This window comes from Brevibacillus sp. SAFN-007a (assembly GCF_051967035.1).
GTDB lineage: Bacteria > Bacillota > Bacilli > Brevibacillales > Brevibacillaceae > Brevibacillus.
In genome coordinates, this window is the sequence record NZ_JBQCKK010000011.1 from 103361 (window position 1) to 126099 (window position 22739).

The 22739-nt window shown below is 56.7% G+C and carries 20 protein-coding genes and 1 riboswitch; of the genes, 5 read left to right on the top strand and 15 right to left on the bottom strand.

Annotated elements, in window-relative coordinates; translation table 11 throughout:
- Positions 1-118: 118 nt before the first annotated feature.
- The 11 genes from ACTHO6_RS13540 to ACTHO6_RS13590 form a co-directional block, all read right to left on the bottom strand.
- Complete coding sequence (locus tag ACTHO6_RS13540) at positions 119-2035, bottom strand: PTS fructose transporter subunit IIABC (RefSeq protein ID WP_440242101.1); 1917 nt, start codon at positions 2033-2035, stop codon at positions 119-121.
- Between the two features lie 13 nt (positions 2036-2048).
- Positions 2049-2963 carry a 1-phosphofructokinase gene (pfkB, locus tag ACTHO6_RS13545; RefSeq protein WP_440242102.1) on the bottom strand — a complete coding sequence of 305 codons (915 nt, stop codon included), beginning with the start codon at positions 2961-2963 and terminating at the stop codon, positions 2049-2051.
- Positions 2960-3712 carry a DeoR/GlpR family DNA-binding transcription regulator gene (locus ACTHO6_RS13550; RefSeq protein ID WP_440242103.1) on the bottom strand — a complete coding sequence of 251 codons (753 nt, stop codon included), beginning with the start codon at positions 3710-3712 and terminating at the stop codon, positions 2960-2962. Before ACTHO6_RS13550 ends, pfkB begins: the two co-directional genes overlap by 4 nt.
- A 242-nt stretch (positions 3713-3954) precedes the next feature.
- Entirely contained in the window at positions 3955-4704 is a 750-nt protein-coding gene (locus ACTHO6_RS13555) for an MntP/YtaF family protein (RefSeq protein WP_440242104.1), read from the bottom strand.
- A gap of 236 nt (positions 4705-4940) precedes the next feature.
- A complete protein-coding gene (locus ACTHO6_RS13560; protein WP_440242105.1) occupies positions 4941-5903 on the bottom strand; it encodes a sporulation protein in 963 nt (320 codons plus the stop codon).
- A 167-nt stretch (positions 5904-6070) separates the two neighbouring features.
- The gene (locus ACTHO6_RS13565; protein ID WP_440242106.1) at positions 6071-6847 is read right to left on the bottom strand and encodes a hypothetical protein; all 777 of its coding nucleotides are present in this window, start codon (positions 6845-6847) and stop codon (positions 6071-6073) included.
- Between the two features lie 12 nt (positions 6848-6859).
- Complete coding sequence (locus ACTHO6_RS13570) at positions 6860-9187, bottom strand: histidine kinase (RefSeq protein ID WP_440242107.1); 2328 nt, start codon at positions 9185-9187, stop codon at positions 6860-6862.
- Positions 9188-9202: 15 nt separating this feature from the next.
- Positions 9203-9763 (bottom strand): potassium-transporting ATPase subunit KdpC, encoded by a 561-nt coding sequence (kdpC, locus tag ACTHO6_RS13575; protein ID WP_440242108.1) that lies wholly within the window; start codon positions 9761-9763, stop codon positions 9203-9205.
- A 34-nt stretch (positions 9764-9797) separates the two neighbouring features.
- Positions 9798-11837, bottom strand: coding sequence for a potassium-transporting ATPase subunit KdpB (kdpB, locus tag ACTHO6_RS13580; RefSeq protein ID WP_440242109.1), 2040 nt, complete (start codon positions 11835-11837; stop codon positions 9798-9800).
- A gap of 27 nt (positions 11838-11864) precedes the next feature.
- Positions 11865-13538 carry a potassium-transporting ATPase subunit KdpA gene (kdpA, locus tag ACTHO6_RS13585; RefSeq protein ID WP_440242110.1) on the bottom strand — a complete coding sequence of 558 codons (1674 nt, stop codon included), beginning with the start codon at positions 13536-13538 and terminating at the stop codon, positions 11865-11867.
- A gap of 50 nt (positions 13539-13588) precedes the next feature.
- Entirely contained in the window at positions 13589-13666 is a 78-nt protein-coding gene (locus tag ACTHO6_RS13590; protein ID WP_440242134.1) for a potassium-transporting ATPase subunit F, read from the bottom strand.
- Between the two features lie 540 nt (positions 13667-14206).
- Positions 14207-14350: riboswitch (cyclic di-AMP (ydaO/yuaA leader) on the bottom strand.
- Between the two features lie 276 nt (positions 14351-14626).
- Between ACTHO6_RS13590 and ACTHO6_RS13595 the strand changes: the two genes are divergently transcribed.
- Positions 14627-14998, top strand: coding sequence for a DUF2294 domain-containing protein (locus ACTHO6_RS13595; RefSeq protein ID WP_005832223.1), 372 nt, complete (start codon positions 14627-14629; stop codon positions 14996-14998).
- A 164-nt stretch (positions 14999-15162) separates the two neighbouring features.
- Here ACTHO6_RS13595 and ACTHO6_RS13600 read toward each other — a convergent pair whose 3' ends face one another.
- The 4 genes from ACTHO6_RS13600 to ACTHO6_RS13615 all read right to left on the bottom strand — a co-directional run bounded on the left by ACTHO6_RS13600 (position 15163) and on the right by ACTHO6_RS13615 (position 20054).
- On the bottom strand, positions 15163-15366 hold the full coding sequence (locus ACTHO6_RS13600; protein ID WP_440242111.1) for a copper ion binding protein: 204 nt from the start codon (positions 15364-15366) through the stop codon (positions 15163-15165).
- 43 nt (positions 15367-15409) lie between these two features.
- On the bottom strand, positions 15410-17824 hold the full coding sequence (locus ACTHO6_RS13605) for a heavy metal translocating P-type ATPase (RefSeq protein WP_440242112.1): 2415 nt from the start codon (positions 17822-17824) through the stop codon (positions 15410-15412).
- A gap of 199 nt (positions 17825-18023) precedes the next feature.
- A complete protein-coding gene (locus tag ACTHO6_RS13610; RefSeq protein WP_440242114.1) occupies positions 18024-18950 on the bottom strand; it encodes a pseudouridine-5'-phosphate glycosidase in 927 nt (308 codons plus the stop codon).
- Positions 18951-18953: 3 nt separating this feature from the next.
- Complete coding sequence (locus ACTHO6_RS13615; protein ID WP_440242135.1) at positions 18954-20054, bottom strand: carbohydrate kinase; 1101 nt, start codon at positions 20052-20054, stop codon at positions 18954-18956.
- A 187-nt stretch (positions 20055-20241) separates the two neighbouring features.
- On the opposite strand from ACTHO6_RS13615, the gene ACTHO6_RS13620 reads away from it, so the two are divergent.
- From ACTHO6_RS13620 to ACTHO6_RS13635, 4 genes are all read left to right on the top strand, one after another.
- The gene (locus ACTHO6_RS13620; protein WP_440242115.1) at positions 20242-20676 is read left to right on the top strand and encodes a MarR family winged helix-turn-helix transcriptional regulator; all 435 of its coding nucleotides are present in this window, start codon (positions 20242-20244) and stop codon (positions 20674-20676) included.
- Positions 20677-20801: 125 nt separating this feature from the next.
- Positions 20802-21428, top strand: coding sequence for an FMN-dependent NADH-azoreductase (locus ACTHO6_RS13625; protein ID WP_440242116.1), 627 nt, complete (start codon positions 20802-20804; stop codon positions 21426-21428).
- Positions 21429-21505: 77 nt separating this feature from the next.
- Entirely contained in the window at positions 21506-21892 is a 387-nt protein-coding gene (locus ACTHO6_RS13630) for a DoxX family protein (protein ID WP_440242117.1), read from the top strand.
- 54 nt (positions 21893-21946) lie between these two features.
- Positions 21947-22717, top strand: coding sequence for a pirin family protein (locus ACTHO6_RS13635; RefSeq protein WP_440242118.1), 771 nt, complete (start codon positions 21947-21949; stop codon positions 22715-22717).
- Positions 22718-22739 lie beyond the last annotated feature (22 nt).

Sequence of the window (22739 nt, forward strand, 5' to 3'; positions counted from 1 at the left end):
CCTGTCGTTCCCCGAAGTCCGCTTCCTGTCTGTTACTCGTGAACCGATTCAAGCAGCTTGCCCAGTTGCTCCATCGCTTTCTCCACAAACAATCTGGCCGGACGGCGTGGATGCCGCTTTACTCTGCCATGTCTTTTTTCAGTACCTTTATCATCAGGGCCGTAACCATGACCCCTGCTACAATTGAAACGAGGTACAGCGGCCAGTTGCCGACAACCGGCAGTACGAACAAACCGCCATGCGGAGCCGGCAATGTGCACCCGAACAGCATGGACAATCCGCCGGCAACGGCAGAACCGGCCATAATGGAAGGAATGATGCGGGTAGGGTCAGCCGCCGCAAACGGGATCGCCCCTTCCGTGATGAAGGAAGCGCCCAGGACGTAAGCGGTTTTTCCCGCGTGCCGCTCTTCAGCTGTAAATTTCTTTTTGAACAGGGTAGTGGCCAAGGCAATGCCGAGCGGTGGAGTCATGCCGGCCGCCATAATCGCTGCATGCGGGGCGTAATTCCCCTCGGCAATCATCGCAATCCCGAACGTAAAGGCCGCTTTGTTGACGGGGCCCCCCATGTCAAAGGCCATCATCGCGCCCAAAATGACACCAAGGATCACCGCATTTCCCGTCCCCATGTTTTTCAGCCAGCTGCCAAGCGCCGTGTTGGCTGCCGCGACGGGATCGGAAACAATGTAGACCATGAGAAAGCCGGTAATCAGCGTACCCAGCAGCGGGTACAATAGCATCGGCTTGATCCCTTCCAGCGATGGCGGCAGTCCGACAAACAGCTTTTTCAGCCCAAGTACAATATACCCGGCCAAAAAGCCGGCAATGATTCCTCCGAGAAAGCCGGAGCCCGAGGTAGTTGCCAGCAATCCGCCCACCATACCGGGCGCAAAGCCTGGCCGATCGGCGATGCTGGAAGCGATAAACCCGGCCAGTACCGGAATCATCAGTTGAAATGCCGTTTTTCCACCGATGTCCATCAATACTTTGGCCAGCGGATGGAAGGACGGATCGTTCGGGTCAGACGCGTTGATCCCGAACAAAAAGCTGATCGCGATGATAATCCCGCCGCCCACGACAAACGGAAGCATATTGGACACGCCATTCATCAAATGACGATAAAAGGCTGGCTGCTTGGACTTTTTCGCGTCCTTGCCTTCCTGAATCTTTTCCTGATAACTGGACGCGCTCCCGCGGTAGACGCTCCCCCTCTGATTGACGGCGCGCTGCAGCAGGTCTTCGGCATGGCGGATTCCTTCAGCTACCGGTACTTCGATGAGAACTTTTCCGACGAAACGCTCCATCTCCACCTGCCGGTCAGCAGCCACGATGACGGCCGCGGCTTCTTCAATATCCCTCGACGTTAGCTTGTTTTTGACTCCTCCGGAACCGTTCGTCTCCACCTTGAGCGAGATCCCTAGCTCCGCCGCCTTTTTCTTCAGGGCATCGGCTGCCATGTAGGTGTGGGCGATGCCGGTCGGGCAAGCCGTTACGGCGACCACTTTGGCCGACACGTGCTGCTGGTCGGCTGCCACGCCTTCGGTAACGCTTTCATCTTCGCTCTCAAGTTCCTTTTCCTTGTTCGCGATAATCGCAAGCACCTGTTCCTTCGTCTCTGCTTTCATCAGCTCCTGGCGAAACGACTCGTCCATGAGCATCTGAGAGAGCTGGGCAAGCGTCGCCAGATGAGCCTGGTTGGCGTCTTCGGTTGCGGCGATCATGAAGAAGAGATGCGCTTTTTGTTGATCCAGGGAATCAAATTCCACGCCTTCTTTGGAAAAACCGTAGGCGATGGCAGGCGTCTTGACCGCGGCTGTCTTGGCATGCGGGATGGCTATTCCCTCGCCAATTCCCGTAGAGCCTTGAGCCTCGCGGGCGAGAATGGCCTGCTTCATGCCATCCTTGTCATTCAGGCGTCCCGCTTTGTCGAGTTGCTCGATCAACTCGTCCAGCACCGCTTCTTTTGTGGTCGCCGACAAATGAACGACAATCGTGTCTGCCTTCAGCAAATCACCAATGCGAATGTTATGGTTCATGGGTAACCCCCCATCACGAAATGAAGGTAATCGTAACGTTCTGAATGAATGCTTCTATTTTTTCACGCGTGCAAAAACCTTCCGACAGGGCGGTCGTACTCCCGGCCGCTACGGCAAAACGAAACGCCGCTTCGTTATTCATCCCGCGTGTCAGACCGTAGAGAAATCCTGCTACCATCGAATCTCCGGCGCCGATCGAATTGACCGGTTTGCGCTGTGGAATCTGGGCGAGATAGGCCTCATTCCGGTTGACAAAGACCGCTCCTTGTCCGGCCATCGAGACGATGACGTTTTGCGCGCCCATCTGGAGCGCTTTTCGTCCCCACTCGATCGCTTCGGCAGGAGTCGCAATCGTCACATCGTACAATTCGCCCAGTTCATGGTGATTCGGTTTGATGAGGAACGGTTCTTCCGACAAACCGTTTTTCAAGGCCCGCCCTTTGGCGTCAAGGAAAATGCGGACTCCCTTGCCGCGCAGCCGCTGCATCATCATCTGGTACATATCGGCGGGCAAGCTCTTGGGGACGCTTCCGGCGAGGACGAGGTAATCGCCGCTTTGCAAACGGTCGATCTGCTCAAAAAGGCGCTCAAGCGCTTCTTCAGGAATGGGGGGAGAGACCCCGCTAATATCCGTCTCGTTCTCCGCCTTTATTTTTACGTTGATCCGTGAATCGTGTTTAATCTGGATAAACTGATGAGCAATGCCGGCTTGCTCGACCTGCTGCTGTATATATTCTCCCGTAAACCCTCCGACAAATCCCAGAGCCGTACTGTCTTCACCGAGGGCGCGGAGAACTTTGGAGACATTGATCCCTTTTCCGCCTGCAACCTTCCACTCTTTTTTCGCCTCGTGAATCGCTCCTTGCGACAGGGCAGACAGCCAGATGTGGTAGTCAATCGATGGATTCAGGGTTACTGTGTAAATCATGCTTTCACCACTTTGAGAGTTGTTATTCTGCTGTACGCTTGCTGCTCCTCTTGGCTGATACCGCTATCCGTGATGAGCGTAATTCCGTGCAGGTCGCCCACTTTGGCAAACGTGACGCGCGAAAACTTGTCGGAGTCGCACAAGACAAAGCGTTCATCCGAAAACTGCAGCGCCAACTGCTTGACGTACGCTTCATCGGGATCCGGTGTAGTCAGACCGTGGCTTTGATCGATCCCATTCATGCCGAGAAAACATTTGTCAAAGCGATATTGGCTGAGCGACTTGATCGCGTCTCGCCCGACGAGCGACAATGTAGCCGCTTTCAATTCACCTCCCAGAAGAATCGTTCGGATGTGGCGGTTAATCAGATGGAGGGCGATATCCACCCCATTCGTCACGACCATAATGTTCTCGGGCAAGTACGGAAGCATCTGATAAGTCGTGGTCCCCGCATCGATAAAAATCGAATCGCGGTCTTGTACCAGGCTGGCAGCGTATTTGGCGATCGCCTTCTTTTCCCGCTCCCGTTTGACCGACTTTTCCAGGATCGTCGGCTCCTCGATTTTGCTTTGCAACACAGATGCTCCACCGTGGACGCGCTTGAGCAAGCGCTGTTCTTCCAATTCGCTCAAATCCCGCCGAATCGTCGACTCCGACGCTCCTGTAGCTTCGACAAGTTCATGGATTCGCACGAAATCTTTTTCTTTTACGAGCGCAAGAATCAACTGATGACGTTCCGGAGTTAGCATCGTACCCTCCCTTCTGGCAGTGCCCTCTGAATGATTTTGATTATACACGCACATTCAGTCAAAAACAATCACAAATGGTCATAACCAATCAATCATGCTGTTGAAAAGGGGGCACGCCTCCGACAAACGACTGGCTGGCCGCCTATCTCTCTCCCGTCCCCTTCTCGCACTGGGGGTTTTCGTTACAGAACGAATAAAACAACCCGTCCTTCTTCCAGGACGGGTCCGCATGTAAGGGAGAGTTACTTCAAGCTTTTGGCCAATCCGATGCAAATAAGCAGAATCGGCGGCAGCCAGGTCAGGCGCGCCAGCCAACTCGTTTTTCCCGCCCGTCGCCCGATCGCCAGTCCGACCACAAGCAACAACGCGCTCATGACCGCGATGCACAACGCAACGACGAGGGGCGAATACCCTAAAAAGGTGAGGCTGATCCCCGCTCCAAACGCATCCAGGGAGAGCGCAAGCCCCAGCATGACCGCCTCCCAGCCCATGATATGCCCCGAACGGTCCGCATCGGCTTTGGAGGGGTCTTTTAAAATTTGAATCATGACGCCGAACATACGAAATTGCGTCAGCACGGTGCGATCCAGCTCCACCTGCGTTTCTCTGACTGGCACAGCTGACACAGCCGCCACTGCGTTCGCGGCAGTCCGTTCGTCGGCTTGCCCCGCGCGCATACCGGACTGTGCGGGCAGCAAATTCGGCTCCTTTTCCTTCCCTTGACGCGAAGAAAAAAGCCGCCAGAGAGTAAACAACCCCATCAAAATCAAGACGGCTGCGCCGATATGCTTGCCAATCTCGGGCGTCAGCCAATCCGTCAGCGACGAACCTACGAGCATGACACCATACACAACGGCAAACGAACATCCGGAAACGACGACCAGCGACAAAAACGGCATTTTCATGTTGCGCAAGCCATACGTCAATCCTACGCTGACACTGTCCATGCTGATGGCCAGGGAAACGAGCAGGAGTGCGAGCCATCCGCTCATATGTGGTCACCTCTTTCCCATTGCCTATTAGATATACGCGAGAGGGGCTTTTCCTGTGCAAACAAACAAGGGATCGGCACATCACCGAAGCGCTCGGCGCTTTGCAAAAAGCCGTGAGTGGACGCGTCGCTGAGGTCACGCCCGGTTTCGCTTTTTTCCTGCACCAAAAAAGCCATTGCCTGCCGTCATCCAGCAAGCAATGGCTTTCTTTCCTGTATGCGTAGGAGGAATGCCTGTTACAGCTCCTCGTCAAATCCGCCAAAGTCAAAATCCAGCTCTTCTTCGCCCGCGTCGCCATCCTCGGAGGCCATTTCCTCATCCGGCGACATCAGCTCGCCGAGCAGCATGCCGCCGAGGAACCCGGCTGCCATGCCCCCGATCATGCCGCCCATGCCGCTGCCGCGATGGCCGTGGTGGCCGTATCCGTAATGCCCCTGTTGGTAGGAAGCGAGCGACACGTACGGAATCGCTTGCGGATTGTTCGCGTATTCGCGAATTTTCTCGATCAGATAGCGGGACAGCTCTTCCTCCTGTCCGTCTGCGAGCAATGGCTGCGGAACCACGATTTCGGCCTTGTACTCCTTCTCGCGGCGCAAAAAGCCTGTAGCCAGATCCAGCTCTACCAGCATGCGCAGCTCGTCTGGCGCAGTGAAAAAGATTACGTCCAGCTCCTTGAGCGGAATACCCAGGTTGGCAGCCGGGAAAAAGGAGAACTCTTGTCCGTACGGCGTCAGCTTGCCGGAGTCTGGCTTTTGGCGCAAGTTCAGGCGGTCAAACGCACAGAGTACGCGCTCCACCGGCTCGGGAGGCAAAATCTCGACGCGGTCAAAATCGGTCGGGTCGAGCGCCATTTCCACATCGAGCTTGGTTTGCAGCGCGTACTGGATCGCTGGCGTCGACGCAGCCAGTCCATACGGCATCGCAAACGAAAACGGAATCTCCTGCACGAACGGCTTTGGCTGTACCGTAAAGTGACGGCTGATCGGGTAGACCTGCACCTGCTTGGTCACTTCCTGCCCGCGCAGATTCACGCGCATCAAGAGGACTGCGCTCAGCTCGGAAATGCGCTGCTCCACGTTGCCGCCCTCGATTCGCACGACACCGGTCATCGTCTCTCCCAGTCGGTAGCCAGGGGCGTCCAGCTTGAGATCAACCGTTGCCGCTCCTACACCGAATTTTGCCATCAGCTTTTTGAACATCGGCTTCTCCTCCGTATATAAGCAATTACTTATATTGATAGTGTAGCAGAAAAAGAGCCTGGAACGCGAGTGGCACATGCGCGAACGAGCAATTGCCCGATGAGACGCTCGTACAAACAGCGGAATACCGGCCGCTTTTCCCCCCTAGACAATCCCGTGCTTGTGAACTAGCCATTACCCGTACAGCACAGCCTGGACTGGATCGATTGCACCAGTTCGCTGACAGAAGGCGCCAGCCAGCATTCCGGCATGCGGGCCTGCTCGCCTCGCAGCAGGCGGCAGGCAAACGTATTCGGATGGACGCCCGGACTCAAAAAATACACTTGCTGAAACGGCGCCGGAATCGCGTCCATCGCTGCCACGCATTTGTTGACATACGTTTGCAGCGCCTCCTGATAGCGCGGAGCGGTCAGCGCCGTCCCGCAGCGGACTTCGATTCCGGTCAATTCCTTGGCGTGCGCGGCATCCAGGCTTTTGGCGAGCGAGCAGACGACAAACAGCAGCTTGTCGGGCGAAAGCTTGTAACGCTTCTGATACTGCTTGGCAAAACGGGCCAGGGTAGCGTTCCAGGAGCGAGTGTCGTAGCTGCCCAGATCGGGAATGCATTTGAGCGCCGCGACCAACTGGTCCTTGCTCCAAAGAAACAGCAGACCGTCCATTACCTGAACAGACAATCCGGCAATTCGCCCCGCCAAAAACTCCCCGACCCGCTCATGAATGACCCGCGAGATGCGTTGGGAAGACTTGCGCTTGAGCTTTTGCCGAACGCGTATTTCCTCTTCCTCCACATAAATCCGCGCCAGCGCCAAAAACAGCAAGGCTTCCGCCCTCCGCGGGCGCTCGTCCTCCTGCCCCTGCCGGGCGCACGCTTCGGTCAGGCACTCCAAACGGCTGTAGGCGTCCCGGAGGCTTTTCGCCCATTGCCCTGCTTTTTCTGTGCCCATGCTACTCCTCCTCTAGCTTTTGTCCGGTGCCTGATCGGCTACGACCAACACATCCATGTGCCGCGCTTCCCGCAGCAGCCGCTGAACGACTGAGCCTTCGCAGATTTCCTTCCACCTCGTCCGCGCCGATTGCCCGATGATGACCTGTGTCGCGCCTTTTTCGTTCATGTGGAAGATGAGCTGGGTAAAAACCTGGCGCCGACTCGCTGCCTTGTAGGACTCGAAGCGTCCCCCCAGCCGCTCGGTCAAGGCGCGCAGCTTGGCCAGTTGCCCCGCTTCCTCTTCCGTCAGCGGCTCGTGATCCTGGACATACGCCACATACCAGACAGCCTTCAGCCGATAGGCGATACGGAAGCCTCGGCGAATCAACCGCTCGCTGTCCGCACGCAGATTGACGCAGACAAAAATGACCTCCCGCTGTCGCCAGGGCCCGCGCAGCGTTCGCCGCTCCCACGCCTCCAGCCGTTCGTCGACATCGTCCGCCACCTCGCGCAAGGCCAGCTCCCGCAAGGCAATCAGGTTCCCCGTCCGAAAAAAATTCGCCAGCGCCTGCTCTACCTTTTCCCGCGCGTAAATGTTGCCCTCACGCATCCGCTGCCGCAGCGCCTTGGGGGAAATGTCGATCAGCTCCACTTCGTCCGCCTGGTGCAAAATATGGTCGGGAACCGTCTCCCGCACGCGGACGCCCGTGATTTGCTCTACGCTGTCATTCAAGCTCTCCAGGTGTTGAATGTTCATCGTGGCAATCACCGAGATGCCTGCCGCAAGAAGCGCTTCCACATCCTGGTACCTTTTTTCGCGCTCGCTGCCTGGTGCGTTGGTATGAGCCAGCTCATCCACCAGCACGACCTCCGGATTGCGCCGGATAATCTCGTCCGTGTCCATCTCTTCCAGCGTCACGTTTTTGTAGGGGATGCGCTTGCGCGGAATCAGGGGAAGCGCGCCGATCTGCTCGCTGGTTTCTTTTCGCCCGTGGGTTTCCAGCAGGCCGATCACCACATCAATGCCGCTCTTGGCCAGCTCGTTTCCTTCCCGCAGCATCGTGTACGTCTTGCCGACGCCCGGCGCTGCTCCGACATACACCTTCAAGGTGCCGCGCCTGATTTTCCCGATCTGTTGCTCCAGCTCTGCCTGCGACAGACGGCGGTATGGGTTGGCGGCTTCCGCAGCTTTGCGCCTGGCTGGCAGGACCCGCTCCCCGTCGCGCTCCGAGCGGTCGGCCACGATCAAAATATCAATGTTTTGGGTCTGCCTGAGAATTTTATGGACAACCGAGCCGCGCCAGATTTCTTCCCAGCGCGTTCGCTTGGACTGCCCCATGACGATGCGGGTCACATTGCGGGCCATCGCGTAGGCGACCAGCTCGCCCGCCACGTCCGTTTCCCGCCGCAACGGCGCTTCCGCAAACGTCCCGCCCACTTTATCGACGAGCTTGACGATCGCTCTGCGAAACGTCGCTTCCTCTTTGGTCAGCTTTTTGTGCAACGGGCGAAAACAGACGACCAAAAGTTCTCCGCCGAGCCGTTTGGCAACCTGTTGTCCGCGCCGGACCAGAATCGAGCCGTTCCAATGATACTGGGCCGAGACGAGAATTCGCTCCGTCGCCCCGGATGCGCCGACCATGCCGTGCTTCTCGCGGTAGTCCTCCAAATCTTCATTCACGCCTGTGGCGACGAAGCGCAGAGCCAGCTCCCGCAGCACGTGCAGATTGTCCCGGCGAAACAGCGGATGGTTGCTGCGGGTGGCCGCTCCGTCCTCCTGAAGCCGCTTCAGAATCGCTTCCGGGGTCACGTCCAACAGCTTCACCTCATCCGCGAGCGACAGCGTGTCTTCCGGTACACATTGGTCGATCTGCACCTGCGTCCGGGTCAACCGCTCCGCCAGCTCCTTCATGCCCGCCAGCTCGTAAATATTGACGGTCGCCATCACACTGATCTGATGGTCGAGCAAATAGCGGACGTCATCGAGTCGCGTCGGACGGGGCGCATCGGGACGATTGCGATGGGCCAGCCCGTCGACCAGCACGACCTCGGGATCGCGTTCCACGATTTTCTCCACATCGAGATCGTGCCGCGCCTCCCCTTGCAAAAGCCAGACGTGAGAAGGGATTTGCTCCAGCCCTTCCCGCATCTGGGCGAGCTTTGGCGAGGCGTCCCCTCCGGTAGCGGCGATCACGACATCAATCCCTTTTTTCCGCAGGCTCTGCCCCTCCATCAGCAGATGATACGTCTTGCCCGAGCCGCTTACGGCCCCCAAAATGATTTTCAGTCGGCCCCGGTGCATCCTGGAGATGGACTGCAAAATTTCCTCCGGGGACTTTCGGCGAAACTGCTCGACCATCTGGCAGCCCTCCTGCTATTTCAACTGGTCCAGAGCGATATTCAGCTTCAGCACGTTCACCCGCGGCTCGCCGAATACGCCGAGGCTTCTCCCTTCCGTATGCGCAGCAACCAATGCCTGCACCTTCGCCGGGTCGAGCTGGCGCGCTTTCGCGACGCGCTGCACCTGAATGGCAGCCGCCTGCGGCGAGATATGCGGGTCCAGACCGGAACCGGAGTTGGTCAGCAGGTCGGCCGGAATGTCTTCCTGCCTGACGCCGGGATTGGCTGCCAGAAAAGCGGCGATGTCTGTTTGCACGCGCTCAATCAAGGCTGGATGGGACGGCGCATAGTTGTTCGAGCCGGAGCCTACCGCATGGTTGTCGATGGAAGAAATGCGGCCCCAGAAATACTTCGGATCGGTGAAGGTTTGCCCGATCAGCTCGGAGCCGATCACGGTTCCGTTCGCATCGGCAATCAGGCTGCCGTTCGCCTTGGCTGGCATGACGACCTGCGCGATTGCCGTCATTGCCAGCGGGTAGGCCAGGCCGCAAACGAGCAGCAACACGAGAGACAAGCGGAGATTTTTCCAGACCATACAGGTTCACCTTTGCTTTCTTTTTTCAATGGGTTTACACAAGGTTCAGTCCGACGAGCAGCAGGTCGATCAGCTTGATGCCGATAAACGGGACGAGGATGCCGCCTCCCCCATAGATGACGAGATTGCGGCTGAGCAGCCTCGACGCGCTCATCGGCGTGTACTTCACGCCTTTGATCGCCAGCGGAATCAGAAGCGGGATGATGAGCGCGTTGAAAATCAGCGCGGACAAAATGGCGCTTTGCGGCGTAGCCAGCCCCATGATGTTGAGGGCGTTCATCTGCGGGATCGCCAGCATGAACATCGCCGGAATGATCGCAAAGTATTTCGCCACGTCGTTCGCGATACTGAACGTCGTCAAGGCGCCGCGCGTCATCAAAAGCTGCTTGCCGATCGCCACGACTTCGATAATTTTCGTCGGGTCGGAGTCGAGATCGACCATGTTCGCCGCTTCCTTCGCCGCAGCGGTCCCGCTGTTCATCGCCAGCCCGACATCCGCCTGGGCGAGCGCTGGCGCGTCATTCGTTCCGTCGCCTGTCATGGCGACCAGCTTACCTTCTGCCTGTTCTTTGCGGATCAGCGCGATCTTGTCCTCCGGCTTCGCTTCCGCCACAAAGTCGTCGACGCCTGCTTCGCGGGCAATCGTCGCTGCCGTCAGCGGGTTATCGCCCGTGCACATCACGGTGCGAATCCCCATCCGTCTCAGCTCTTCAAAACGTTCGCGCATACCCGGCTTCACCGTATCCTTCAAGTAAATCACCCCGAGAATCACGTTGCCCTCCGCCACTGCCAGCGGCGTTCCGCCTGCGGTTGCGATCCGGCTCGCCTTTTCGTCCAGATCGGCAGGGATCTCCCCGCCCTGCTCCTTCACGTATGCTTTGATCGCATCGACAGCGCCTTTGCGGATGAGCACGCCGTTTGCCAGATTGGTGCCGCTCATGCGCGTCTCCGCCCGGAATTCCACGCCCAGAGACCCCGGCAACTCCAGCTCGCTCGCTGACAGCCCCTGCTTTTTCGCCAATTCCACGATCGAGCGGCCTTCTGGTGTTTCGTCGTGTACCGAGCTTTGCGCTGCCGCCCGGTTCAGCTCGGCGGCCGTACCTGCACCTACCGGGATAAACTCTGCTGCCATGCGGTTTCCGTACGTAATCGTGCCGGTTTTGTCCAAGATGATCGTATTGATGTCGCCTGACGCCTCGACCGCTTTTCCGGACATCGCAATGACGTTGAACTGCGTGACCCGGTCCATGCCGGCAATCCCGATGGCCGACAGCAGGCCGCCTATCGTGGTCGGAATCAGGCACACCAGCAAAGCGACCAGGGTAGCGATGGGAAGCGCCGCATTCACGTAGCTGGCAATCGGCTGCAACGTCGTGCAGACGATCAGGAAAATCAGCGTCAGGCTGACCAGCAACGTATTTAACGCCATTTCGTTGGGCGTTTTCTGCCGTTTTGCCCCTTCGACCAGCGAGATCATCCGATCGAGGAACGACTCGCCGGGATCAGCCGTCACCCGAACGCGAATGCTATCACTCACAACACGCGTCCCGCCTGTAACCGAGCTGAAGTCGCCGCCCGCCTCCTTCATCACGGGAGCCGATTCACCCGTAATCGCTGATTCATCGACGGAAGCGATGCCCGCCACGATTTCGCCGTCAGCAGGAATCAGTTCGCCTGCCTCCACCACCACCAGATCGCCCTTCCGCAGCTCTGTGGCGCTGACCATCTGAATCGTGCCGTCTTTGGCGAGCCTTCTCGCTTTTGTGTCCTGCTTCGTTTTTTTCAGACTCTCGGCCTGTGCTTTGCCGCGCCCTTCCGCCAATGCTTCCGCGAAGTTGGCAAACAGGATGGTCACGAGCAAGATCAGGCTGACGGCGCCGTTGTAGAGCCGATCCGATGCCCCGCCGAACAGGTCGGGAACTATCGTCAACAGCAGCGTCAGGAAAAACCCGACTTCGACGACAAACATGACCGGATTTTTCAGCATGATCCGCGGGTTCAGCTTTTTCACGGACTCGACAAAGGCTCGCCGATACAAATCTTTGGGAAGCGCAGTCGTGCGCGTTTTGCTCATGGGAATATCTCCTTCGTCTTCTCTGTATTAGCGGATGGTCAGCCACTCGGCAACCGGACCGAGAGCAAGCACGGGCAAAAACGTCAACGCCCCCACGATCACAACCGTCGCCAGCAACATCAGCAGAAATACGCTGTTGTCCGTGCGCAACGTTCCCATCGTCTCGGGCACAGGCGTTTTCGCGAGCAGGGAACCCGCTACCGCCAGCATCACAATGATGGTGACGTAGCGGCCAATCAGCATGACCAAGGCAGTAGAGAGGTTCCAGAACGGAGTGTTGTCGCCCAATCCCTCCAAGCCCGAGCCGTTGTTGGCTGCCGAAGAGGCAAACTCGTACAGCACCTGAGATACGCCGTGGAAGCCGGGATTGGAGATGCCTGCTGTGCCCATCTCTGTCGCGAGCGCAACTGCCGTCGGCGCCAAAACAATCAGCGGATGAACGAGAATCGCAATCGCGATCAGCTTCATCTCTTTGCCTTCGATTTTTCGCCCGAGAAATTCCGGTGTGCGGCCAACCATCAAGCCTGCGATAAACACAGCCAAAATCGCGTACATCAAGATGTTGACCGTCCCGACGCCATCTCCGCCGAACACGCAGTTCAGCATCATTTCCCCAAGCGGCACGAGGCCGCCCAGCGGGGTCAATGTATCGTGCATGTTGTTGACCGCCCCTGTCGTAGCTGCCGTCGTCACCGCTGTATACAGGGCGCTTTGCGCGATGCCGAAGCGCACTTCTTTTCCTTCCATGCTGCCCATCGCCTGCGACAAGCCAGCCCGCTCCAGCGCCGGGTTACCGTTGGCCTCGCTTGTGTAGGCGAGCGTCAAAAATGCCAGAAACATCAGGCCCATTGCCCCGAAGATCATCCAGCCCTGCTTGCGGTTTTTCGTCAGGAAGCCAAACGTAAACGGCAAGGCCGCCGGAATCAGGAACATCGCGAGAATTTCCATTACGTTTGTCAACGGCGTCGGATTTTCAAACGGATGCGCGGAGTTGACGCCGAAGAACCCGCCGCCGTTCGTGCCCAGATGCTTGATCGCTACCAACGAAGCGACCGGGCCGCGCGCGATTTGCTGCTCGGCGCCGCCCAGTGTCGTCGCGGTCGCCGTCGGTTCCAGCGTCTGCGGCACGCCTTGCGCCACCAGGAGCAGCGTCACCACCACCGCCAGCGGTAGCAACAGCCGCGTATGCGCCCGCACCAGGTCCACGTAAAAGTTGCCGATGCTGCGCTGCCCGGTCAGCCCGCGCATGAACGCCATGACGACGGCAATCCCCGTGGCCGGAGTCGTAAACATCAGGTACATGACCACCATCATCTGCGACAGGTAGGACAGACCGCTTTCCCCGCTGTAGTGCTGCAGATCGGTGTTCGTCAAAAAGCTCACAGCCGTATGGAACGAAAGCAACGGGTCCATCGCCGCTACCCCGCCCGGATTGCCCGGCAGCACTCCTTGCAGCCGCAACAGCACATAGGCAATGGCACCCATCGCAACATTACTGACCAACAACGCTTTCGCGTACTGTTTCCAGGTCATGTCTTGGGCGCGAATCCCCGCCAGCCTGTAAATCGCTTTTTCCACCCCGCCAAACAGACGGTCCCATCGTGTCTCTTCCAGCGAAAAGGCGCTCGCCAGATAGCGTCCCGTCGGAATGGCCAACACGAGCAGCACCGCCAAAACGAGTGATAGTTGTATAACATCCACGGACAATTCCCCCTGCTTCCTCTATGAAATGAATCGTTCGACCTTCTCGCCTACTCCTTTTCCGGGTAAAGCAATGCGTGGCCCAGATAGAGGGCGAGTCCAGCCACAATCAGCAGCAACAGAATCATTGCCCGTTCCCTCCCTGTTCTCTCACCACGGCGTCACAAAACTGGATGAGTGCAAAAAACGCACCGAATGCAAGCGCCAAGAGCACGATCGAAACCAAATCCATGCCAAGCCCCTCCTTTTTCCTCTCCAACCAAGTCGAACCGGATCGCCTCTCTCGCTCTCCTTTGGGACAAGCTTTCTCACCCGAAAAAGCCTGCCCATCGGGTAAAAAAATAGACCAATGCTTACCTATTCCCCGACACGAAAGATCGTCACGACAGGCCAGCCAAGATGGACAGACGGGCACCCCCCGCCTGCACCCAGCGGCATGAACATGAAACACGATCGCTTCTTCGGAGAAAAAGTACTCATTGGTCTACCCAACGCCCAGCCGACTTGATTTGCCTTCTTTGCGTTTTGTCTCCCGTTTCCTTTTTCCAAAAAAACAGCGTATTCTTTTTTTGGGCAAAACGAAAAGACCTGCGGATTCCGTTTCGAACAAGTCTTTCTCGCTGTCCCATCAGACAACAAAAAAGGCCTCCTCAAACAGGCGGTCTTTTGACCTCCCTCGCTTTAGCCGACGAAGTTAGCTGACGGGTAGGATGGCGAAAGAGTTTCTCATCCCTTCCACGAAACCGTGGAATTAACCCCAGAAAATTGGGTCCTCCGTTCCCGAGTGCCTCGGGATTAGGCCAGATTTGCAATTGGTGGTTACGAGTCTCATTATACGTCCGGCATAATCGGTTGTTAATGGCTTGATTTTCGCTTTTTGGCACGCTTTGCGCATTCTTTATGGATGTAAGCGATTTAGCCACTATAAGCCTCAGCCGCGCGCTATATTTCATCCGTTCTCTCTCGATTTCACCAAAGATCATCCGGCGCGTTCTCCCCCTGTCGCCCTGCTCGTTTGCTTGGTTGACAGGCTTCCCTTTGGCTCAGTAAGATAGAGCACAACGAAGCAATCTTGGGAGGAATCTCGTTTGGCCATCTCGATCAAAAAGAAGCTGGAGGCCGAAATCAGCGAAGCCTTTATCAAATTTCAACGCGACCTGATCGGACGGGGGCCGCAGGAGGCCAAAACATACATCGTCTCTGACATGGTGATCGCCCGCTTCAAAGGTGTCCTCACCGTCGAGGAAAAGCATCTGTCCAGCCACGAAAAAGGTCGGCGGATCGTCAAGGAAATGCGCGAGATTTTGCGCGAAATGTACAGCGAGGAATCGGAACAAATCGTCGAGAAGCTGACCGGGTGCAAGGTGCTGTCCAGCCATAGCGATATCAGCACGAAGATGGGCGAGCGGATCGAGGTGTACGTCCTGGATAAAGATTTGGAAAAACAGCTTGGCTCGTAACCAACTAAACAAGTAGAAGGCTTCGCCTGCGCGTGCAGGGCGAAGTCTCTTTTTTTTGCCGCATCGGCTCCTCATACGCAAAGCAGGCACCGACAGCGGTTTTTCAGACGAAAAAAGCCCTCGCCCGAACTCGTGGTCCAGGCAGGGGCTTGGCGTGCTGAAAGCTATGAAACGACGTCATATCCTTGTTCTTCGATGGCTTCCTTGATCGCTTCCAGCGTCAAGGTGCTTTCGTTATAGGAAACCTCCACGGTTTTGGCGGCGAGGTTGACTTTGCCCTCTGCGCCCAGCTCCTTCAAGGTTTTTTCCACGGTGTTCACGCAATGGTGGCAAGACATGCCTTCGACAGTCAAGGTTACGTTTTTCATTCGCACTCTCTCCTTTGGATTGGATGGGTAGGTGGACGGACGACTACAGCTTCACGCGCTGCAAGCGCAGGGCGTTGAGCACGACGGAGACGGAGCTGAAGGCCATTGCCGCTCCGGCGAGCCACGGGGCGAGGAAGCCAAGGGCGGCAAACGGAATGCCCAGTGCATTGTAGGCAAATGCCCAGAACAAGTTTTGCTTGATGTTGCGGATGGTGCGCTTGCTCATCTCGATGGCGTCGGCGACACTGGTCAGGTCGCCGCGCATGAGCGTGATATCGGCCGCTTCCATCGCCACATCTGTCCCCGTTCCGATTGCCATGCCGATGTCGGCGGTGGCAAGCGCCGGGGCATCGTTGATTCCGTCGCCGACCATGGCGACCTTCTTGCCTTGGGCTTGCAGCTTCTTCACTTCCGCGGCCTTGCCTTCGGGCAGGACTTCGGCGATGACGTGCTCGATTCCTGCCTCGCGGGCAATCGCCTCCGCAGTTTGACGGTTGTCGCCGGTCATCATGATGACCGTCAGGCCCATGGCTTTCAGCCGCGCGATCGCCTGCTTCGAGGTCGGCTTGATCGTATCGGCCACGGCGAGCAAACCGGCCAGCTTGCCGTCCACGCCAACCAGCATCGCCGTTTTTCCCGCCTGCTCCAGCGAGCGCATGGCATCTGCCACTGCCTGATACGACACGTGATGCTGCTCCAGCAGACGGCGGGTGCCGACCAGCACGTCCTTGCCCTCCACTGTGGCCCGAATGCCCAAGCCGGGGATCGCTTCAAACGAGCTGGTTTCGAAGAGCGCGACGCCTTTTTCCGCGATGCCGCGAACGATGGCCTGGGCCAGCGGATGCTCGGAATTTTTCTCCGCAGTCCCCACCAGTGCCAGCCATTCCTCGGCAAAATCGACGGGGATTACATCTGTCAGTTCCGGCTCTCCTTTAGTGACGGTCCCGGTCTTGTCGAGGACGATCGTATCCAGATGGTGCGCGGTTTCCAGATGCTCTCCGCCTTTGAACAGGATACCCAGCTCGGCGGCGCGGCCGGAGCCAGCCATGATCGAGGTCGGGGTAGCCAGCCCAAGCGCGCACGGGCACGCGATCACCAGGACGGCAATCGCCTTTTCCAGCGCCTCGGCGAAGTTGCCGGGAATCGCAGCGAAGTACCAGATGAGAAACGTTACGACAGCAATCCCGACGACGATGGGAACGAATATCCCGGAAATGCTGTCGGCCAGCCGCTGAATCGGCGCCTTTGTCCCTTGCGCCTCTTCCACGACCTTGATGATTTGCGCGAGAGCCGTTTCTTTGCCGACTTTGGTGGCGGTAACCTTCAGGAAGCCGTTTTTGTTCAAGGTGGCCCCGATAACCGGATCGCCAGCCGCTTTGTCTACCGGGATGCTCTCTCCCGTCAGCATCGATTCATCCACCGCAGACTGGCCTTCCAGCACGATGCCGTCAACAGGCACTTTGTCGCCTGGCTTCACATGCACGACGTCACCCGGCCGCACGTCCTCCACGGGGATTGTCATTTCCAGGCCATCGCGGACGACCACAGCCGTTTTCGCTTGCAGGCCCATCAGCTTGCGGATCGCCTCCGAGGAACGTCCCTTGGCCTTCGCCTCCAACAATTTGCCCAACCGGATCAAGGTAATCAGCACCGCACTGGTTTCAAAATACAGCTCCAGCATATGCGCATGAGAGCCGATGGAAGAAATCGCCACGTACAGGCTATAAAAATAGGCCGCCGAGGTGCCGAGCGCGACAAGCACATCCATATTGGCGCTTTTGTTGCGCAGCGCTTTGTACGCCCCGACGTAAAACTGCCCCCCGATGATGAACTGCACCGGCGTCGCCAGAGCCAGCTGCACCCACGGGTTCATCAAAAAGTCCGGCAGCCAGATGAACGAAGTGAAGGAAAAGTGACTCACCATCGACCAGAGCAGCGGCAATGAAAAGACCAGCGAAATCCAGAACATGTGCGTCTGCCGCTTGATCTCTGCCAGTCGGCGATCAACCTGCTCCGCGTCCGCGGCTTCTTCCTTACGGGCTGCCTGATACCCCAACTTTTCCACCTGGCGAACCAAATCCCTCACGCTCACCTGCGCCGAATCGTATTCGATCGTGGCCGTTTCCGTAGCCAGATTTACGTTCGCCTTCAGGACCCCGGGCATTCTGCTCAGGCCCTTCTCGATGCGAGTCGAGCAAGCCGCACACGTCATGCCGGTAATGTTCAGCTCCAGCCTGTCTGCGACGACGCCGTAGCCGAGCGCTTCAATTTTCGAGCGAATATCGTCGAGGCTCGTTTTCGCCGGATCGAAGACGACCGTCGATGTTTCCAACGCCAGATTCACCGTGGCGGTCTCGACGCCATCCAGCTTCTGCAAGCCTTTTTCGATACGAAGCGCGCAGGCCGCACAGGTCATCCCGGCAATCGGAATTGTCGCTTCTGCCGTTTTGGCACTCATACCAATTCCTCCAGATACCCACAAGGGGTATAATTTCTCGTATCGTTTCCCTGAGGTTCGTTTTTTCTCCATCTTCACTATATAATACCCCCATAGGGTATATCAAGTGATGGGCCAAACATTTTCCCCTTGCCCCGGCCGCCGACCGGAAAAAACAAAACCCCCGATGGCTGCCACCGGGAGCTTGTCTGCTTTTTGCTTATTTTGTTTCATTCACCGCTTGCTGATACGCTACCGCTACTTTCGCCGCTACCTCCGCATTGTGGCGCACAAGTGCGATGTTGGTTTGCAAGCTTTTGCCTGCTGTCAGTTGCTTCACTTTGTCGAGCAAGAATGGCGTTACTTTTTTGCCTGCAATGTTGTTTTCCTTCGCTTCGTGGAGCGCTTGCTGGATCACGGCCTCGATCTGCTTGTGGTCAAGCGCATCCGCCTCCGGAACCGGGTTGGCAATAATCAGGCCGCCGTTCAGACCCAGACTCCATTTGGTGTGCATCAGGGTACCGACTTCTTCCGGCGTATCCAGGCGGAAGTCGACGTCAAATCCGCTTTCGCGGGCGAAGAAGGACGGGAACTCGGAGGTGCGGTAGCCGACTACTGGAACCCCTTGTGTCTCCAGGTATTCCAGTGTGCGTCCGATATCGAGGATCGACTTCGCCCCCGCGCATACAACCGCGACATTCGTCTGCGCCAGCTCTGTCAAGTCTGCGGATACATCCCAGGTGACCTCGCCTTCGCGGTGGACCCCGCCGATGCCGCCAGTCGCGAACATGCGGATGCCGGCCATGTCTGCCGCGATCATCGTAGCCGCAACAGTCGTCGCGCCGATTTTGCCGCTAGCCAAAAGGTAAGGGAAGTCGCGGCGGCTCACTTTTTCTACCGACTTGTTGGTCGCGAACTCTTCCAACTCGCTCTCGGTCAAGCCAATCTTGATTTTGCCGTTCATGATTCCGATTGTCGCAGGGACCGCTCCGTTGTCGCGGATGATTTGCTCGACTTCTTTTGCCATCTCGATGTTTTGCGGATACGGCATCCCGTGGGAGATAATCGTCGTCTCCAGGGCAACGACCGGCAAATGGTTCTCCAGGGCGTGGCGCACTTCTTCCGTAAAGCTCAAGTATTGTTTCATCGTTTATCGCTCCTTTTCGTATTGTTCAACGGTCCGTTTCAGTTGTTCCGGTTTTAAAAAGGGAGATACGGATTGCTCCGTTTGCAGCGTCAGGGCCGAAGCAGCCAGTCCGAGGCGGCAAGCGGCCTGAAACGACTCCCCGTTCACGATTCCATACAGCAGACCGGATGCAAACGCATCTCCGGCTCCTGTCACATCTACGACTTCTGTCGGATACGGCGCCATGTGCTCCGATACGTCGGCCGACTGATAATAAATGCCCGCTTCGCCCATGGTAACGATGACGTGCTTGACGCCTCGCTCCCTGATTTTGCGGCACGCCCTCGCGCAATCCTCGATGGAGTGGATCGCCATGCCGGCCAGCAGCTCCGCCTCTTCCCGATTGGGCAGGATCGCTTCTACTCCGTCCAATTGCTGCGGAAGCTTTTTCGCCTTTGCAGAAGAGACCGGATCAACGAAAAGGCGGATGTTTTCCTCCCGGCATCGGCCAATCATGTAGGACAGACAATCCTCCGGTATGTTCGTATCCATGAAGATCGCCTGGGCTGCCGCCAGGTGGGACCACTTCTCCGCAAACATGTCCGGCGTGAGCGCATCGTAAATATCCATGTTGGCCAACGATACGACCATTTCCCCGTCGACATCGAGCAGCGCCGTATACGTGCCTGTGCGCTGCGTCGGCAGACGCCATACTTGGCTGATGTCTACGCCGTGCTTTTTCGTCTCCTGCAAAATCCACTCGCCTTCCTTGTCCTCGCCGATACTGGTGAAAAGGGACGTGGTGCATCCGAGTCTGCCGAGATTCTCCGCAATATTGCGCGCCACCCCGCCGCACGACTCCACAATCGTGACCGGATTGGAAGAGTGCAGACGCACCGCTTGCTTGCCGCGCGCCTTCCGGTCGAGGTTCGCTCCGCCGATGCAGGCAATCATACCTTCCTCCCGAAGCACATACGCTCTGCCTTTGATCTCGCCGCGCTTGGTCAGCTGGGCAATGTACCCTGCCACAGCGGAGCGCGAGATGCCGATCAAGTCAGCCAGCTCCTGCTGGGAGATGAACGGATTTTGCCGGATGTGGTGAAGGATCAACCTGTCTTTTTCCACCGTCATCCTCCTTTACTCCTGATCTTCTGATAGTCGCATTCTTAGCTTCCCCCTCACAAACAAAAGTCTATCACGAAAACTTTTGTTTTGCAAACGAGTGTTTTCGCCATTTGACAAAGGCAAACGACATCAGGTAGGATTGTCTTAAATTCAAGATATTGAAATTCGATGAAAGGAGGGCTTTTTCATGGAGCGAAATCATGCCCTCGATCTGTTTGTCGTCTTATCGAGAGCCTATAACTGGGTCAGCGCCCATTCCAGTCGTCACATCCGCCAGCACGGATTGAATCCGACAGAGTTTGGCGTGTTGGAAGTCCTCTATCATAAAGGTCCGCAGCCCTTGCAACAAATCGGCGAAAAGATCCTGATCTCCAGCGGAAATATTACGTACGTCGTGGACAAGCTGGAAAAAAAGCAGCTGCTGATTCGCAAGCCCTGTTCGTCGGATCGCCGCGTCATTTACGCCGAGCTGACAGAGAAAGGGAGCGCGTTTTTGGCCGAAATCTTCCCTCCTCACCAGCAGGCGATTGAAAAAGCGGTCGCAGGGCTTACGCCGGAAGAACAACGACAAGCCATTGATTTGCTAAAAAAGTTGGGACGTGCTGCTCAGGATACGTATTAGACTGAGCAGCGCCCAACAGGCACAAAAAAAGTATTGACAAAGCCTTCTTCGCATAATAATCTTAAAATCAAGATTTACACTTTAAAAGTTAGAAGCTTACAAAAAGAAAGGGGAATATTTTTCGCATGAGTAAAGTACTTTTCATTAAAGCAAATGATCGCCCGGTTGAGCAGGCTGTAAGCGTAAAGCTGTACGAGGCTTTCGTCCAATCGTATAAAGAAAATCATCCGAACGACGAAATCGTCGAGCTGGACTTGTTCGCCGAAAATCTTCCTTACTACGGTAACGATCTGCTCACTGCCATGTACAAGGCAGGAAACGGCATGGAACTGACTGCCGAAGAACAAAAAGGCGCAGAGCTGGTCAGCAAATATTTGAACCAATTTGTTGAAGCGGATAAAGTAATGATCGCGTTCCCTATGTGGAACTTCACCGTTCCGGCCGTGCTGCACACCTATATCGACTACCTGTCGCAAGCAGGCAAAACATTCAAATACACTGCGGAAGGCCCTGTAGGACTGCTGGGCGACAAAAAAGTAGCGCTGTTGAGCTCGCGCGGCGGCGTTTACTCCGCCGGCCCAATGGCAGACATCGAGCTTGCTAACCGCTACGTTCGCACTGTACTTGGTTTCTGGGGCATCAGCAATGTAACAGAAGTGATCGTAGAGGGTCACAATCAATTCCCGGACAAAGCCCAAGAAATCATTGCAGCAGGGGTAGAAAAAGCAGCAAAACTGGCGGAAACCTTCTAAGGCCCGCCAGCCTTTCTTGTCCAAATATCTCAAATTAAAAATACTATAATTTAAAATATTGAAGGAGAGATGAACACATGATGGATCTTGGTTTGTTGATTATTCGCCTGGTCGTTGGATTGTCGTTTGCCGCTCACGGGGCGCAAAAGCTGTTTGGCTGGTTTGGCGGTTACGGTCTGAAAGGCACAGGCGGCTGGCTGGAGTCTATCGGGGTGAAACCCGGCGTTGCCATGGCGCTGCTTGCCGGGCTGGCTGAGCTGATTGGCGGCTTGTTGTTCGCGGCAGGTGTCGGTACATGGGTGGGCGCTGTTCTCATCGTCCTGACCATGCTTGTTGCCATCGGAAAGGTTCACGGTCAAAATGGCTATTGGGTCACGCAAAACGGCTATGAGTACAACCTGACCTTGATTGCAGTCGCGATCGGCGTCGCATTGATTGGTCCAGGCGCTTACGTTTTGTTCTAAGGAATCGTGCGCAATACCCGTAAGCCAGCATTCCGCCAAGGGAGGACACAACAAATGGAAATCCGCGTCTATACACAAAACGAACAAGCACAAGGACACTTTGGCAACGGGGAAATCGTTGAAAGCAAACCGATTGGCTTCCCGCATGAAGACTCCGTTGTCAGACGGGTTGGACCGCTTTTTTACTGGGCCTGGGCAACATCTCTCCAAACGTTCGAGATTCCCCTGCACCCGCATTCCGGCTTTGAAATTTTGTCGTACGTCTTGAAAGGCACGGTCGGTCACCGGGACACGCTGGGCAATTGGCAGCAGGTGACGACAGGCGGAGCCCAGATCATGCAAACGGGTTCAGGCGCTTACCACGCCGAAGAGCTGGGCAAGGATACCGAGATGTTCCAGATCTGGTTTGAGCCGCACCTGGCCCAAACGATCAAAGCCCCGCCGACCTACCACCAGTACGACCACGAGGAGTTTCCCATCGAAACTGCCGACGGCGTATGGGTGAAAACCATCATCGGCCCCGCTGCTCCCCTTTCGCTCGTAACCGATTCTGTCATGAAGGATATCGGAATAGACGCAGGCAAAGCTTGCTCGCTACAGCTTCCGGCTGGCTACGCCCATGCTGTCGTCGTCGTGGAAGGAAGCGGGAGCATTGTCGGACCAGACGAAGCTGGCGAGCCGACAGTCGCGAACCGGGGAGATTTCGTCGTGATCTCTGCCGAAGAAGCATCCAGCGTCACTTATCAGGCGCAAGCAGACGCATCGCTGCGGATCGTGCTCATTCAGGTTCCGCTGGAAGTAGACTATCCGCTTTCCCGCAAGTAACGCCCATCCCCATACCGCTCTC

What these genes read in the sequence shown, in the direction of transcription:
- kdpC (WP_440242108.1), bottom strand. Translation starts at nt 9,763, where the DNA reads ATGGTCTGGAAAAATCTCCGCTTGTCTCTCGTGTTGCTGCTCGTTTGC.
- ACTHO6_RS13555 (WP_440242104.1), bottom strand. Translation starts at nt 4,704, where the DNA reads ATGAGCGGATGGCTCGCACTCCTGCTCGTTTCCCTGGCCATCAGCATG.
- ACTHO6_RS13540 (WP_440242101.1), bottom strand. Translation starts at nt 2,035, where the DNA reads ATGAACCATAACATTCGCATTGGTGATTTGCTGAAGGCAGACACGATT.
- ACTHO6_RS13590 (WP_440242134.1), bottom strand. Translation starts at nt 13,666, where the DNA reads ATGATTCTGTTGCTGCTGATTGTGGCTGGACTCGCCCTCTATCTGGGC.
- ACTHO6_RS13630 (WP_440242117.1), top strand. Translation starts at nt 21,506, where the DNA reads ATGATGGATCTTGGTTTGTTGATTATTCGCCTGGTCGTTGGATTGTCG.
- kdpB (WP_440242109.1), bottom strand. Translation starts at nt 11,837, where the DNA reads ATGAGCAAAACGCGCACGACTGCGCTTCCCAAAGATTTGTATCGGCGA.
- ACTHO6_RS13550 (WP_440242103.1), bottom strand. Translation starts at nt 3,712, where the DNA reads ATGCTAACTCCGGAACGTCATCAGTTGATTCTTGCGCTCGTAAAAGAA.
- ACTHO6_RS13570 (WP_440242107.1), bottom strand. Translation starts at nt 9,187, where the DNA reads ATGGTCGAGCAGTTTCGCCGAAAGTCCCCGGAGGAAATTTTGCAGTCC.
- ACTHO6_RS13635 (WP_440242118.1), top strand. Translation starts at nt 21,947, where the DNA reads ATGGAAATCCGCGTCTATACACAAAACGAACAAGCACAAGGACACTTT.
- ACTHO6_RS13605 (WP_440242112.1), bottom strand. Translation starts at nt 17,824, where the DNA reads ATGAGTGCCAAAACGGCAGAAGCGACAATTCCGATTGCCGGGATGACC.
- ACTHO6_RS13600 (WP_440242111.1), bottom strand. Translation starts at nt 15,366, where the DNA reads ATGAAAAACGTAACCTTGACTGTCGAAGGCATGTCTTGCCACCATTGC.
- ACTHO6_RS13610 (WP_440242114.1), bottom strand. Translation starts at nt 18,950, where the DNA reads ATGAAACAATACTTGAGCTTTACGGAAGAAGTGCGCCACGCCCTGGAG.
- pfkB (WP_440242102.1), bottom strand. Translation starts at nt 2,963, where the DNA reads ATGATTTACACAGTAACCCTGAATCCATCGATTGACTACCACATCTGG.
- ACTHO6_RS13560 (WP_440242105.1), bottom strand. Translation starts at nt 5,903, where the DNA reads ATGTTCAAAAAGCTGATGGCAAAATTCGGTGTAGGAGCGGCAACGGTT.
- ACTHO6_RS13625 (WP_440242116.1), top strand. Translation starts at nt 20,802, where the DNA reads ATGAGTAAAGTACTTTTCATTAAAGCAAATGATCGCCCGGTTGAGCAG.
- ACTHO6_RS13565 (WP_440242106.1), bottom strand. Translation starts at nt 6,847, where the DNA reads ATGGGCACAGAAAAAGCAGGGCAATGGGCGAAAAGCCTCCGGGACGCC.
- ACTHO6_RS13620 (WP_440242115.1), top strand. Translation starts at nt 20,242, where the DNA reads ATGGAGCGAAATCATGCCCTCGATCTGTTTGTCGTCTTATCGAGAGCC.